General features: G+C 41.4%; 15 protein-coding genes. 12 read left to right on the top strand and 3 right to left on the bottom strand.

All coding sequences use genetic code 11. From position 1 onward, the window contains the following. The first annotated feature begins 2 nt into the window (after positions 1–2). Both pssA and HMPREF2794_RS03585 read left to right on the top strand, forming a co-directional pair. On the top strand, positions 3–710 hold the full coding sequence (pssA, locus tag HMPREF2794_RS03580; RefSeq protein ID WP_010539439.1) for a CDP-diacylglycerol--serine O-phosphatidyltransferase: 708 nt from the start codon (positions 3–5) through the stop codon (positions 708–710). A 66-nt stretch (positions 711–776) separates the two neighbouring features. Beyond that, on the top strand, positions 777–1,076 hold the full coding sequence (locus HMPREF2794_RS03585) for a DUF4834 family protein (RefSeq protein WP_010539440.1): 300 nt from the start codon (positions 777–779) through the stop codon (positions 1,074–1,076). Positions 1,077–1,082: 6 nt separating this feature from the next. Here the strand turns inward: HMPREF2794_RS03585 and HMPREF2794_RS03590 are convergent, their stop codons facing one another. Both HMPREF2794_RS03590 and HMPREF2794_RS03595 read right to left on the bottom strand, forming a co-directional pair. After that, positions 1,083–1,523, bottom strand: coding sequence for a nucleoside deaminase (locus HMPREF2794_RS03590; RefSeq protein WP_010539441.1), 441 nt, complete (start codon positions 1,521–1,523; stop codon positions 1,083–1,085). Positions 1,524–1,525: 2 nt separating this feature from the next. Continuing rightward, entirely contained in the window at positions 1,526–1,759 is a 234-nt protein-coding gene (locus HMPREF2794_RS03595; protein WP_008759602.1) for a hypothetical protein, read from the bottom strand. Between the two features lie 67 nt (positions 1,760–1,826). Between HMPREF2794_RS03595 and HMPREF2794_RS03600 the strand changes: the two genes are divergently transcribed. The 4 genes from HMPREF2794_RS03600 (at position 1,827) to HMPREF2794_RS03615 (ending at position 5,116) form a co-directional block, all read left to right on the top strand. Continuing rightward, positions 1,827–2,192: a YraN family protein gene (locus tag HMPREF2794_RS03600; protein ID WP_070750936.1), complete on the top strand. Its 366-nt coding sequence runs from the start codon at positions 1,827–1,829 to the stop codon at positions 2,190–2,192. A gap of 50 nt (positions 2,193–2,242) precedes the next feature. After that, entirely contained in the window at positions 2,243–2,599 is a 357-nt protein-coding gene (locus tag HMPREF2794_RS03605) for an MmcQ/YjbR family DNA-binding protein (protein ID WP_010539444.1), read from the top strand. Beyond that, complete coding sequence (locus HMPREF2794_RS03610) at positions 2,583–3,347, top strand: biotin--[acetyl-CoA-carboxylase] ligase (protein ID WP_022300899.1); 765 nt, start codon at positions 2,583–2,585, stop codon at positions 3,345–3,347. The genes HMPREF2794_RS03605 and HMPREF2794_RS03610 overlap by 17 nt, the downstream gene beginning before the upstream one ends. A gap of 65 nt (positions 3,348–3,412) precedes the next feature. Continuing rightward, entirely contained in the window at positions 3,413–5,116 is a 1,704-nt protein-coding gene (locus HMPREF2794_RS03615; RefSeq protein WP_070750938.1) for a S41 family peptidase, read from the top strand. A 40-nt stretch (positions 5,117–5,156) separates the two neighbouring features. Here HMPREF2794_RS03615 and HMPREF2794_RS03620 read toward each other — a convergent pair whose 3' ends face one another. Continuing rightward, positions 5,157–5,840 carry a tetratricopeptide repeat protein gene (locus HMPREF2794_RS03620; RefSeq protein WP_070750940.1) on the bottom strand — a complete coding sequence of 228 codons (684 nt, stop codon included), beginning with the start codon at positions 5,838–5,840 and terminating at the stop codon, positions 5,157–5,159. A gap of 111 nt (positions 5,841–5,951) precedes the next feature. On the opposite strand from HMPREF2794_RS03620, the gene HMPREF2794_RS03625 reads away from it, so the two are divergent. The 6 genes from HMPREF2794_RS03625 to HMPREF2794_RS03650 all read left to right on the top strand — a co-directional run bounded on the left by HMPREF2794_RS03625 (position 5,952) and on the right by HMPREF2794_RS03650 (position 14,850). Further along, positions 5,952–7,271, top strand: coding sequence for an MATE family efflux transporter (locus HMPREF2794_RS03625; protein ID WP_055270546.1), 1,320 nt, complete (start codon positions 5,952–5,954; stop codon positions 7,269–7,271). A gap of 74 nt (positions 7,272–7,345) precedes the next feature. Beyond that, entirely contained in the window at positions 7,346–8,056 is a 711-nt protein-coding gene (pyrH, locus tag HMPREF2794_RS03630; RefSeq protein WP_010539449.1) for a UMP kinase, read from the top strand. Between the two features lie 445 nt (positions 8,057–8,501). Then, positions 8,502–10,727 (top strand): glycoside hydrolase family 32 protein, encoded by a 2,226-nt coding sequence (locus HMPREF2794_RS03635; RefSeq protein WP_081030897.1) that lies wholly within the window; start codon positions 8,502–8,504, stop codon positions 10,725–10,727. Between the two features lie 39 nt (positions 10,728–10,766). Beyond that, positions 10,767–11,927: an MFS transporter gene (locus tag HMPREF2794_RS03640; RefSeq protein WP_055270550.1), complete on the top strand. Its 1,161-nt coding sequence runs from the start codon at positions 10,767–10,769 to the stop codon at positions 11,925–11,927. 10 nt (positions 11,928–11,937) lie between these two features. Beyond that, positions 11,938–13,248 carry a sedoheptulokinase gene (locus HMPREF2794_RS03645; RefSeq protein ID WP_055270552.1) on the top strand — a complete coding sequence of 437 codons (1,311 nt, stop codon included), beginning with the start codon at positions 11,938–11,940 and terminating at the stop codon, positions 13,246–13,248. After that, entirely contained in the window at positions 13,249–14,850 is a 1,602-nt protein-coding gene (locus tag HMPREF2794_RS03650) for a glycoside hydrolase family 172 protein (RefSeq protein WP_055270554.1), read from the top strand. Positions 14,851–15,012 lie beyond the last annotated feature (162 nt).

Raw genomic sequence — 15,012 nt, forward strand, 5'->3', positions numbered from 1 at the left:
CAATGACAAATGTTATAAAGAACAATATTCCGAATACAGTAACCTGCCTGAACCTTTTCTCCGGTTGTATCGCTTGTGTCATGGCTTTCGAAGCCCGATATGACCTGGCACTGCTTTTTATTATTCTGAGCGCTGTCTTCGATTTCTTCGACGGCATGCTGGCTCGTGTTCTGAATGCACACTCAATCATCGGAAAAGACTTGGATTCACTTGCTGATGATGTAAGTTTCGGTGTGGCCCCTTCGCTGATTGTATTCTCCTTATTAAAAGAGATGTACTATCCGGCAAGTATGGAATTCATAGCTCCTTACCTGCCTTATGCAGCCTTCCTGATTTCCGTATTCTCAGCGTTGCGACTGGCAAAGTTCAACAATGATACCCGCCAGACCAGTTCTTTCATTGGCCTCCCTGTTCCGGCAAACGCTTTGTTCTGGGGTTCTTTCGTCGTGGGAGCACATGACTTCTTGGTCTCCGAAAACTGCCATCCTGTCTACATTCTTCTATTGGTTTGTCTGTTTTCATGGTTACTGGTGTCAGAGATACCGATGTTCTCGCTGAAGTTTAAGAATCTTTCATGGAGTACTAATAAAATCAGTTTCATTTTCTTGATTGTATGTATCCCATTCCTCATTTTCTTGGGTATTAGCAGCTTCGCAGCAATCATTGTCTGGTATATTTTACTTTCACTTTTTACAAGAAAAAGTAAATAAACAATCTCTTGGCACGTTTGTTGTACTATGAGTTTCATCGAAGTTACAACATAAAATCATCGCCCAATGCATATATTTTTATTTTTACTTCTTTTTCTGGCTGCCATTGTCATATTTGGCCTTTCGATTGTCGGATTTATATTAAGAGCCATCTTCGGGCTTGGTCGTGGTTCGTCTTCCCGGACGAAGCAGACGGATAGTGGACAAAACAACCAGCAGCAAAGCCGTCCCGGCTACACTCAGAACATCGATAACCGTACAGATAACGAAGAAGAAATTTTCTCTGAAAACAGACCGAGAACCAAACATAAGAAAATATTCACTCAGGATGATGGTGAATACGTGGATTTTGAGGAAGTAAAATAATGCAATTTATTTTCTTCGGGATGCGAAGAATTCCTTCATCAGTGCAGCACATTCGTCTGCAAGGATACCTTTTACAACTACCGTTTTAGGATGCAGCGCTTGTGCCGCATATCGCTGATACCCGCGTTTATCATCTTCCGCACCAAAAACAAGTTTTCCCGTTTGTGCCCAGGCAATAGCACCGGCACACATCACACAGGGCTCTACGGTGACATACAGTGTACATTCGTTCAGGTACTTTCCGCCAAGCACATTGGCCGCAGCAGTAATAACCTGCATTTCGGCATGGGCTGTCACATCATTCAATGTTTCTGTCAGGTTATGGGCACGGGCAATGATTCGCTCTTTACAGACAACCACTGCCCCTACAGGAACTTCTCCCCGCTCTGCAGCCTTGCCTGCCTCTATCAATGCCTGTTTCATGAAATAAGTATCGTCCAGTGTCATAATCAGCGTCTCATATCATGTTCTCCGAAGAGGGTAGGATAATCTTCTTCCATATTTTTATGGATAAACATAAGAATCGTTTCACGAAGCCAGCGCGACTTATTCGTTATCTTATATTTTTCCAGATAACGATCGACAATCAGCTGCTCGTCTTCGCTTAACAAAATGCTCATTCGCCGTTCCCGTTTGGTATACTCAGCATGCATTTTCAGGCACTTTTTGCTCCTTTTTCTCATATCTTCTGCAAAATTACTTTTACTTCTGTAAAAACAAAGAATAAAAGCTGTAAATTTGCAAAAAAAGATGGCTGAACACAATGAATTAGGGAAAGCAGGGGAAAATGCCGCAGTAGCCTATCTCGAAGAACATGGTTATCTTATCCGCCACAGGAACTGGAGAAAGGGACACTTTGAGCTGGATATCGTAGCTGCTAAAAAGAATGAACTGGTGATAGTAGAAGTAAAAACACGCAGTAATACTCTGTTTGCCCAACCGGAAGAGGCGGTAGATTTACCAAAGATTAAACGAACGGTGCGTGCAGCAGACACCTACATGAAACTGTTTCAAATAGATATTCCGGTACGCTTTGATATTATAACTGTAATCGGTGAGAACGGAGATTTCAGAATAGACCATATAAAGGAAGCTTTTTATCCTCCTTTATTTTAATATAGAACAAGTATTTTAATAAAGAGCAAAAACATAGAATTGAAAGACTTATGAATGTAGAAACTATCAGGGAGTACTGTTTAAGCAAAAAAGGGGCAACCGAATCATTTCCATTCGATGACGTATCACTTGTAATAAAGGTGATGAATAAAATGTTTGCCCTCATCGACTTGGAAGGAGCAAACTCTATCGCACTGAAATGTGACCCGGAACGTGCCATCGAATTGCGTGACTATTATACAAGTATCGAAGGTGCCAGCCATTTCAACAAGAAATACTGGAATAGAATCAACTTCGGTATGGATGCGGATGACAAACTTATCAAAGAACTCGTTGATCATTCTTATGAAGAGGTCATCAAAAAATTCACTAAAAAACTGCGTGCTGAATATGATGCCCTCCCTTGATACACTATTTCCTGTTCCATTGATTCATATCAGTGAGACAAACTCTACAAACAGCTATCTGCAGACTCTTTGTTCCAAACAGCAGGAAGTTGCAGAATTCACGACGGTAGTTGCCGACTTCCAGACATCCGGACGTGGACAACGTGGCAATTCGTGGGAGTCTGAGCCCGGGAAAAATCTTCTTTTCAGTTTTGTTCTTTTTCCAGAGTTTCTGGAAGCGCGCCGGCAGTTTTTAATTTCCCAAGTTATGTCGCTGGCTATTAAAGAGGAACTGGATAGCTATACGGACGATATTTCCATCAAATGGCCGAATGACATTTACTGGAAAAATAAAAAAATATGTGGCATGCTGATCGAAAATGATCTGATGGGACGTACTATCAGACAAAGCATTTCCGGCATCGGAATCAACGTGAACCAGGAAGCATTCCACAGTTCAGCCCCAAACCCGGTTTCGCTTCAACAAATCACAGGAAAACAATATGAAATTTTCGGGATTCTCAGAAATATCATGCTCCGCGTTCAATCTTATTATGAATTACTCCGAAACGATGATACTGAATTTATAGCCAACCGATATGAAAAAGCGCTTTTCAGAAAAGAAGGGATGCATCGGTATAAAGACCCTGATGGAGAATTCTTTGCGAGAATTGTTTGTGTAGAGCCCGAAGGAAGACTCATACTGGAAGACGAAACGCTGAGAAAAAGAGGCTATATGTTTAAAGAGGTAGAATATTTATTGATATAATACATACATCCTAAAGAAGAAAACATTACCTTTGAGTTTGCTATATAAAAAACACCTTTAATTTTATGAAGAAAATACAGTATGTCAAGTTACTTGGTCTTTTGACCGTTTTATTACTCCTCAACATATCATGTAAAGATGATGACACTCTACTGCGAGGTAGTGGAATTACAGAACAAAACTGGTCTACTAACCAAACATATTTTGCCTCAGCAGAGCAAACCCTCACTTTTACTTTCACAACTCTGTCCAGCTGGACTGCTCAAAACAGTTCTGCCGCATTATTATCATTAGATAATGATGCAGGAAACTCCGGGAAAAACACCATAAAAATTACGGTACACAAGTCTTCTCAGGAACAAGGTACCATTACGATTAAAGTAAATGGATATTCCTCTACCAGCAATATAAAAATCCAGTTGAGTAATGATAATGTAGAAGGATACGAAATCAACTATAGCGTAGATCAATATTTGAAGGAAAAATACTTGTGGAATGATGATTATAAATTACTAACTCCCAATTTCAAGCAAGCTTATGATGACTTTTTAAGAAACACATTGCTAAGCATGACTACTAATACATTGGACAAAAAACGCAATAGTAATGGTACCTATTCATTATTTTCATTTATCCAAAAGCTAGATCCGGATTTACAATCTTCCCGAAGTGCCAAGGAGAAAAAAAACTTAGAGTATAATTATGGGTTCGTAAACTTTGTAGCCGTTCAAACCCGTAATACTTCCAATATTGTTTTTGTCATACAAGGAGTACATAAAGGATCATCTGCCGATAAAGCAGGGCTAAAACGTGGAATGGAAATAGCCGAAATAAACAATCAAAAGATAACAACGTCTAATGTGCAAACGTATTACTCTAAATTGATGCAGCCGTCCTCTCCAACTTCTATAGAAGTTAAAGACAAAGATGGAAAAGTATATACAATAGACTCCGGACCTATTTATGTAAATCCAATCATTCATCACCAAGTCAACGGACAGACCGGTTATTTGGTATATTCGGCCTTTGAATCCGGCTTTGATCAGGAACTATTCGATGTATTCAAAGAATTTAAAAACCAAGGTATAGAAGAGTTAATTCTAGATCTCCGTTACAACGGAGGAGGAGATGTTACATCAGCCAATCTCATATCCAGTTGCATCGCCGGAGATTTTTGCATTGGAAAGACATTCGCTTCATACCGATATAATGATGGGCGCATGAAAGCCCTTAACAATCAACGTCCTATTCAAAAATTTGTATATTCTCTGTATGACAATTTAAATACTTCTCTCTCTGACGGAGGTTTAAATCTACGGAAAATCTACTGCCTTGTTACCGACGACTCTGCATCTGCAAGTGAATTAGTAATCAATGCACTGAGAGGAATTGATATCGAAGTTGTTCTAATCGGCACTACTACACATGGGAAAAACGTAGGAATGGAAGGAGTAGAACTGACTGTTGATACAGACAAATATCTGCTTTTCCCTATAACTTTCCAGGCATACAATGCTAAAGGCTTTGGAGACTTTGAGAACGGTTTTACACCTGACTACGAAATAAATGAAAATAAGCCTAACGGAGAATATTTCGAAGGGTATGGAGACTTTGGTACAGAAAGTGATCCTTTATATGCCAAAGCAATCAGTTTGATTTCAGGAACGGACTTAGTAACCACTACCCCTACAAGGGCAGCAAATCAAGCTAAAGAACAAGCACAAATAATAGCTACACCTAATTTGAACCGCATCGGTATGATAAAATAAGATTGCATACATTGTTATTATAGAGAAAGAGGTGAACCGCTCAGCGATTCACCTCTTTCTCTATCAACAAGATCTTATCTAATGTCTTTTTAGCCTCCGTCGATGGAAACCTCAACACTACTTTCTGCAAGGAACTTCGTGCTTTTTCATATCCGGTAGCAAACAGTTTCGACAACCCATCCCGATAACGTGCATACTGCATCTTCGTCGGCGAAGAAATCTTTCTGTAATCACTCTCCAGTTTTTTCTTCTCTCTCTCCGCCATCAAATAATAATAATTGCCGAGAAAAATGTTGGCTGCCAGATTATCAGTATCCAACCTCAATATATTCTCATACAGACGCAACGCATCCTTCTCCTGCCCACGACATACCTGCATTTCGGCAACGGCTTCCAGATAATCTACATTATCAGGGGTCTTCTGCGACAGCTCTTTATAAAACAAAAAGGCTTTATCATAATTCCGATTCTTCTTATAGGCAAGAGCTAACTCATTAGAGAGTTTCGAGCTAATATCACTGCTCTTATCTATACTCGTCCAATAGAACATTTCCGATCGGTCTATATTCAGACTGATAGCCTGGCGGAAATAGCTAACCGCCTGTCCATGCTGACCAGCTTCAATAGCCGCCGAAACTTTATGCAACATCTCATCGACCGTCTGTGCATTCAGCATCAGCGGCAACGAAAACAAAGAAAAAAGAAGAATAGTTAAGGCTTTCATAATCAGTTACATTGTTTCTAGTTCGTGACACGCAAATATACAATAAAAAAATAAAAGATGTACCTTTGTCCGCAAAAAGAACAATCTATTTAACAAAAGTGTTTCTACAAGATGATAAAGAAGAAAACTACCTCCGAAAACAGACGAATATTACAGATTGCCGTACCATCGATTATTTCGAATATTACTGTACCATTGCTGGGACTTATCGATGTCACTATCGTGGGGCATCTCGGTTCTCCGGCATACATCGGAGCGATTGCCGTGGGAGGAATGTTATTCAATATCATCTATTGGATCTTTGGGTTTCTGCGCATGGGAACAAGCGGTATGACTTCACAAGCATACGGCCAGCATGACTTAAACGAGATCAACCGGCTACTGATACGCTCTGTTGGTGTCGGACTATTTATTGCTGTCTGCTTGCTGATTCTCCAATACCCCATTCTTCATCTGGCATTTACGCTTATACAAACTACGGAAGAAGTCAAGCAACTGGCAATGACCTATTTCTATATCTGCATTTGGGGAGCTCCGGCAATGCTGGGCCTTTACGGATTTGCAGGCTGGTTTATCGGAATGCAAAACTCACGTTTCCCGATGTATATTGCCATTACACAGAATATAGTCAATATCATTGCCAGTCTGTCTTTTGTCTACCTTCTGGATATGAAAGTGGCAGGAGTGGCTACCGGGACTCTTATCGCACAGTATGCAGGCTTTTTTATGGCCATACTATTATATATGCGTTATTACAGTACCCTCAGAAAACGTATCATATGGAAAGACATCATACAAAAGCAGGCGATGTACCGTTTCTTCCGAGTAAACCGTGATATATTCTTCCGTACTCTCTGTCTGGTGATTGTGACAATGTTCTTCACGTCGGCTGGAGCGGCACAAGGAGAAGTCGTACTGGCAGTAAACACACTACTGATGCAGCTGTTCACGCTTTTCTCTTATATCATGGACGGCTTTGCTTATGCAGGAGAAGCATTGGCCGGACGCTATATCGGTGCACGAAATCAAACGGCTCTCCACAATACAGTAAACCATCTCTTCTATTGGGGCATCGGACTATCTGCTGCATTCACCCTTTTATACGCAACAGGCGGAAAAGGGTTTCTCGGGTTACTGACAAATGATATTTCAGTAATCAATGCCTCGGATACTTATTTTTATTGGGCACTTGCTATTCCATTGGCAGGTTTCTCCGCTTTTTTATGGGACGGGGTATTCATTGGCGCCACTGCAACCCGGCAGATGCTTTATTCAATGCTAGTTGCTTCCGTCAGCTTTTTTATTATCTACTACGCTTTCCACAATCTTTTGGGAAACCATGCTTTATGGCTGGCTTTCATCACTTACCTGTCATTGAGGGGAATCGTACAAACCTTCATTGGAAGAGAAATTGTGAAGAAAGCGATATGAAAGTTATCGCACAACTATGAGGTCTATCCAACAAATTATCTCTATATTTGCAGTAAACTAAATGTAAAAAGATTATGGCAAAGTATAAAAGAATTCTGCTGAAGCTCAGTGGAGAAAGCCTGATGGGGGAAAAACAATACGGCATTGACGAAAAAAGACTGGCGGAATATGCCGCACAAATCAAGGAAATCCATGAACAGGGAGTACAAATTGGTATCGTTATCGGCGGCGGAAATATCTTCCGTGGATTAAGTGGGGCTAACAAAGGCTTCGACCGTGTGAAAGGTGACCAGATGGGTATGCTGGCAACTGTTATCAACAGCCTTGCACTCAGTTCTGCATTAGTAGCAGCCGGAGTGAAAGCCCGTGTACTTACAGCAGTCCGTATGGAACCAATCGGTGAATTTTACAGTAAATGGAAAGCAATCGAATGTATGGAAAACGGTGAAATCGTTATCATGTCCGGCGGTACGGGAAATCCTTTCTTTACTACAGACACCGGCTCTTCATTACGAGGAATAGAAATCGAAGCGGACGTTATGCTGAAAGGTACCCGTGTAGATGGCATTTATACTGCCGACCCCGAGAAAGACCGCACTGCAACCAAATTCAGCGACATCACCTATGATGAAGTTCTGAAACGTGGTCTGAAAGTAATGGACCTGACCGCTACTTGCATGTGCAAAGAAAATAATCTGCCGATTGTCGTTTTTGACATGGATACGGTAGGTAACCTGAAAAAAGTAATCAGCGGAGAAGAAATCGGAACAGTAGTGCACAACTAAGCTCTGACTCCGTCATACGCATACATACCTTTGTCAGAAATATATCGTTAAACCTCTTTCTGACAGATTACATAGTTCGGCATTGATTTTCGTCTTTGAAAATTAATGCCGAACTATAATTATATACAGTACACTTTCGAACCAATAAGTATCCATATACACATAACAACCGCATTCTATCCATTGCGACAGTTCCCCATAAGCTATCAGACAGAGACGTTTTGCGAATAATATCACATTTTCTCCCGAATAAAAAATCTGCTATTAGTAGACAGACATTCTTTTCACATACATATCATTTCCTTTGCTGCACCTATATGTAAACAATAAAATTAGCATAATTAGATCAAATATGTATCTATTTTATTTGCATATAGAAAACAAAATATTATATTTGCGATGTTATTTAACCTGATAAGAATAAACACCTTTAGCAATATATCATATGAAACACGCCAAAATCAAAAGAAAAAAATGCAGCAGATATGTAATAATGACATATATCTGCCTGTTTTCATTTAGTCATGCTATTCATGGAAACCCTTGTTTAGAAACTGGCGCGGACCATCCTTTCAAAAAAGGGGCAATTGCCATATGGATGTTCTCTGATTTAAATGATGCCACGCAAGAAAACAGCAGACTCAAAAAGAATGGAAACATTTCCTTCATTACCTTGCAAGGGGAAGAAGCCGATGCTTCCAAAATCCGGGGAGGGGATGGAGTAGTAGCAAAATTCAATGGTAGTTGTCTGATTGCAGGACAGGGAGCAGACAATGAGCTGAACTTCAACGGCAAATTTCTATCTATTTTGGCCAGAGTAAAAGCAAATCACATCACCGGCTACACCCCTATCCTAACAAAAGCAGGTAATGACCAAAGCCTCGCCTACAATGTAGCTTTCAATCCCCAAGGAAAAGACATTTATCTGGAAATATTATTGGGGAGTGATGATATCGCGGGAGCACACCTTTTAAAATATAAAATGCCCAAAGAGGAACTTACGCTATGGCACGATATCATTTTCCGTTTCAATGGAGAAATTTCAGAGTTGTATGTGGACGGACAGCTCCGGGATGATGAAATAACAGTAGGCGATATTCGCGACTGGAACCGACGTCCGCTAATGATTGGTGGTCAGTACAGGGATGGAGAAGGATACTCCGACAGTTTCAATGCTTCACCAGAATTTGTTTTCGACGGCTTAATCGATCACATCGGATTGTGGGATCGATATCTGTCCGACAAGGAGATCATGCAACTTTCAGGAGTACAGAATCTGAAGGATGGGCGACCTGAATATTATACAGAAGCTTATCGCCCACAGTTTCATTTCTCTGCCAAAAAGAACTGGCTGAATGACCCTAACGGTTTGGTTTATTACGACGGAGTATATCACATGTTCTTCCAATATATGCCGCCGCACCGCCCCGGAGCCTACAAAGACTGGGGGCATGCCATTAGCAGAGACTTGATTCATTGGGAACAGATTCCAAATCACATTACTCCGCATAAGGTGTGGGCAGGCTGCTGGTCCGGCTCTGCAGTAGTAGATGAACACAATGTAACCGGCTTCCAAAACGGAGATGAAAAACCGATCATCGCATTCATTACCAATGGTGGACATCCTAATGATGGCTTAGGGCCGATGTGTACTCAATGTATCGCCTATAGTACGGATGCCGGCAAAACCTTCACTTACTATGATAAGAACCCTGTCATACGAAACATTCACAATGCCAACCGTGACCCCAAAGTGGTATGGGACGCGAACTCCAAACAATGGATAATGTCTCTTTATATGGATAAAGAATGTGAATTCGGTCTGTTTGCTTCCAACAATCTAAAAGATTGGAGACAACTGTCGACTCTGACTCTCGACGGGGTAACAGAATGTCCCGGATTTCTACCTGTCCCGGCCGACGGAGACAATAACAATATCAAATGGCTATTCTTTGGTGCTAATGGCAAATATAAAATCGGTTCGTTCGACGGTACCCACTTCCAACCAGAAACAGAAATACTGGAAGGAGATTTTGGCAAGAACTTCTATGCAGCGATGACATGGAGTAATGTCCCCGACGGCAGATGTCTGCATTTAGCGTGGATGCCTACACGACGCTATCCGGACATGCCGTTTGAGCAACAAATGAACTTCCCGACAGAACTGACTCTGCGCACTACGCCAAATGGATTGAGAGTATACAGAATCCCTGTCCGGGAAATCAGTAATCTCTATGACCGACATGATAGATGGAAGAATAAAACGATTACGCCCGGTAATAATATATTAAGCAAATTGAAAGGCGACTTATACGATATGCAATTCGAATTCGACATGACTCAATCTTCTTCTTTCACGATTGGTATTCGTGGCGCTAACATATGCTATAATGCTGATAAACAAGAAATTTCCTGTAACGGACCGACAGTGGACAATAAATGGGCAGATTTAGGCAGAGCCACATTAAAGAGTATCGACGGCAAGGTAAAACTGCGTATCTTAGTAGATCGGACAAGCATTGAGATCTTCGGCAATGACGGTGAAATAGTCATTACCTCTAACTTTATGCCCGATTTGCTCCATCGGTCTTATTCTCTCTCCACAGATAAACAAATTAAGATAATATCAGCCGATATCCATTCTTTAAAATCAATCTGGAACATCAATTAATGCCCATAAAATCAATACAAAACTAATTATCACATCATCATGGAAAACAAATTAAACATAAACAAGATCATTCCTATCATGCTTGCCTTCTTCACGATGGGGTTTGTAGACTTAGTAGGAATAGCGACCAATCACGTAAAAGAAGACTTTACGCTATCCGATACAGTAGCCAACACTTTTTCGGTCACGGTATTTCTTTGGTTTCTGATATTCTCGGTACCTACAAGTATGCTGATGAACAGGATAGGAAGAAAGAAAACTGTCCTTCTAAGCATGACTCTGACACTTGCCGGACTTGTTATCCCCAACTTAATTTACGATAGTATCAGCATGTTCGTTGCCTTTTCTTTTATAGGAATCGGAAATACAATCATGCAGGTATCCCTCAATCCTCTATTAGCCAATATGGTAAATCCGGAGAAGCAATCCAGCTTTCTCACATTAGGGCAATTCGTTAAGGCCATAGCCTCCGCCATCGCACCGATTCTTGCAGCCAAAGCGGCCATCTACTATGGGAACTGGAAATTACTCTTTGTCGTATTTGCCATAGTAGATATTATTGCTATCATTTATCTGATGAGTACTCCGATCAAAGAATCGACGGAAAAGAAACAATCTTCTTCGTTCCGCGAATGCATCGGTCTGCTAGGTAACATCATTATCGTTCTATTTTTCCTCGGAATCCTCGTTCATGTAGGCATAGATGTAGGAGTTAACATTACAGCTCCCAAACTCCTACAAGAAAGAGCAGGTATCTCACTCTCAGAAGCCGGATATGTAATCAGCCTATATTTCTTCTTACGTACCATCGGCTGCTTCTCCGGAACATTTATTCTGGCATGGTTCTCACCTGTCAAGTTTTTCACAATCAGTGTATCCATGATTATGGCAGGTATCATAGGACTATACTTTAGCCAAAGCTTGCTTGCCATTTATATATGTATAGGACTCATTGGTTTCGGTAACTCCAATATATTCCCTATTATTTTCTCAAGTGCACTAAGCTATATGCCGACCCGGCATAATGAAATCTCCGGATTAATGATCATGGGAATCATAGGAGGTGCCATCTTCCCTGTTTTGATGGGAGTTGCCTCCGACACAATGGGAGGACAAACTGGTGCGGTGATCGTATTAACGATTTGCGCATGCTACTTGTTATTCCTGATGACCAAAATGAAAAAGATTAACCACATTTAAAAAAGAAAATATGCACTTTATAGGAATTGATATAGGAACAAGCTCTATCTGCGGAGTCGTTTATCATCCGTCCACTCAAAGCGTCATCTCCGTCACTAAAGAAAACTGTGCCAACATCTCTTCGCCCGATAATTGGGAGAAAAAGCAGGATGCAGACATTATTATAAATATTGTATGGGATATAGTCCGCGAATTCCAGACCCGATATAAAGATATTGGAGGAATAGGAATCACTGGCCAGATGCATGGCATAGTATATACTGACGTTCAAGGAAATGCAGTAAGCCCGTTATACACCTGGCAAGACGGCAGAGGAAATCTCCGTTACAAGGACAACCTGAATTATGCCACTCATCTGAAAAATATCACAGGCTATCCGGCAGCAAGCGGATACGGACTGGTTACTCACTATTATAATATACAAAACGGACTGGTCCCGGCAGATGCTTTCAAACTTTGTACAATTATGGATTATGCCGTAATGAAACTCTCCGGAAACAACACTCCGTTGATAGACCCCTCCAATGCTGCCAGTCTGGGGATTTTCGACAAGGAGAAGCTCATTTTCGACACAGAAGCTATACAGAAAGCAGGCATTGAACCAACAATATTACCGGAAATCATGCCATCGGCCTCCATAGCCGGTTACTTTGAAAAGATACCGGTGTATGCTGCTATCGGTGACAATCAGGCTAGCTTTTTGGGTTCAGTACGCGATAAAGATCACTCTATTCACATCACCGTAGGAACCAGCAGTCAGATTTCTATCTATACCGACCGATATATGGAAATTGATTCACTGGATACCCGCCCCTTGCCCGGTGGCGGATACCTTTTGGTGGGAGCTGCCTTATGTGGAGGATATGCCTATGCTCTTTTAAGAAAGTTTTTCAATGATACTTTAAAACTTTTCACTGAAAAAGAACTGTCTAATGCCGACCTCTATAAAATAATGACATCCATACCCTACCCCAAAAATACAAAGGGCAATCTAATCGTTGACACTCTTTTTGACGGTACGCGTTCAAATCCAAATGAAAGAGGGAAGATCACTCATATATCCACCTCCAACTTTACCCCGGAAAATCTAATTATCGGATTTGTTCAAGGAATCAGTGAGGGACTTTATCATTACTTTCAGCTACTGCCAGAATTTCTCAAAACCAATAAAACAAGTCTGGTAGGGTCCGGTAACGGAATCAAAAAGAATCCACTGCTGCATAAAGCACTCGAAGAACGTTTCGGGCATCCGGTACAATTATCCCATATTCAGGAAGAAGCGGCTTTCGGAGCTTGTATTAACCTCAAAAATCAGAAATGAATGAGAACTACTCTATTTTATATATGCAGTCTTGCGACAATACTGTCAGTCTACTCCTGCAAGGAACCTATTTATTCTTCAGGTAAAAATCCGATTACCTTGGAATCACTGATGGAAGAAATGGTTTCCGTAGAAGCCGAACCTTGTTTTCCTGTCCCGTTTTTTACGACCAAACACGTATCCAGTTATGATCGCAGGTCAGTGATACCGGGCACACCTTCTTGGCATGCCAACCGTGACAATACAGGATTCGTCCGTTACGAAGCCAACAACGGACGGGTAGAAAAAGTATTATTCGATGAAAAAGGTCCCGGCGTACTTACCCGAATACTGACTACCGGCGGTTCCGACGGCGCCAATCTCCGCATCTATTTTGACGGAGAAAAGGAAGCCAGTATCCTTCTTCCCGCTTATGACATTTCTTTATTTCCGCTAGATATCCCTGAAGGGCTATTGTACAAGCACGAACACTATTCTACCACACAAGGAAGCAGTTTCTACTATCCCCTCCCTTATGCGCAAAGCTGTAAGATAACGGTAGATAATGTAGACCGTGATTACTTTTTTCATACTTCTTGCCGCACATATCCTAAAGGGACCAAAGTTCAGACTTTTACTCTCAAAGATGGAGAAGCATTGCAAGATAAAGCGCAAAAACTTAGCGAGCAACTCATGTACCCCAAAACATATACTGAAAACCCTGAAACAAAAGAGGCCAGACTGACCGCCCGGTCGTCTTTAAGGATGAAACTTCCTGACGGAGAGAAAGCGATCCGAAGCCTTTCGATCCACGTATCGGAGATTGATTCCGCCTGCTACGCTTCATTCATGCGCAATTTGATAGTCAAAATCTCATTCGACGGTGTTCAAACAGTTTGTGTACCATTAAGTGACCTGACAGGAGCCGGTATGGGAGCACCCGCAGTCCGCAGCTATTACCTGGAAGCGGATGGAAAAGGACATTCGAAACTACGTTTTGTCATGCCCTACCAACGGGAGGCGCATATAGAGGTCGAAAACATTTCCGAAAACTCTGCCGATATTAAAATAGAAGCCTGTATTTCTACCTGGAAGTGGTATGCCAATACCCTATATTTCCATGCCGGATGGAAACAGGAAAACGGATTGGAGACTAACCGCGGTTTGGATTACAATATGGGAACTTTGCAAGGAAGGGGTATTTTTAAAGGTGATATGCTCTCTTTGTATAACCACTGCCCACGCTGGTATGGCGAAGGTGACGAACATATCTGGATCGATCACGAAGAGTTTCCTTCTCACTTCGGTTGTGGCACAGAAGATTACTATAATACAACTTTCGCGCCCATTCATCCCTATTTTAATCCCTTCGGCGGTGCCCCCCGGGAAGATGATGAGGCTTCGAGAGGCTACAACACCTTTGTCCGCACACGAAATCTAGACATTGTACCTTTCAACGAACGTTTGCAATTCGATTTTGAGCTGATCAGCTGGGACGGCGGACAGGTAGATTATGCCTCCACCTTATTCTGGTATGGTGATTTAAAGACAAAAATGACGAATATCTCTGATAGCAAAGAAGCTTTATATGCCCTTCCTCCCGCCATCTATACAGAAAAATAAGTAATACATAGTTAAGGATTCACCTTTCACACCCGTTTATCCATCAATGTTTGATGGTGAAGGGGCTCCCTTCACCATCCCTGTCACTATCTCTCCACAGGAACCGATATATTTCTTTTCGGGCAGATTCGTACTTAAACTACAAATCTGCCCAACTTTTAT

The sequence above is a fragment of the Bacteroides sp. HMSC067B03 genome, from assembly GCF_001811315.1.
In the GTDB taxonomy this organism is placed as follows: Bacteria; Bacteroidota; Bacteroidia; order Bacteroidales; family Bacteroidaceae; genus Bacteroides; species Bacteroides faecis.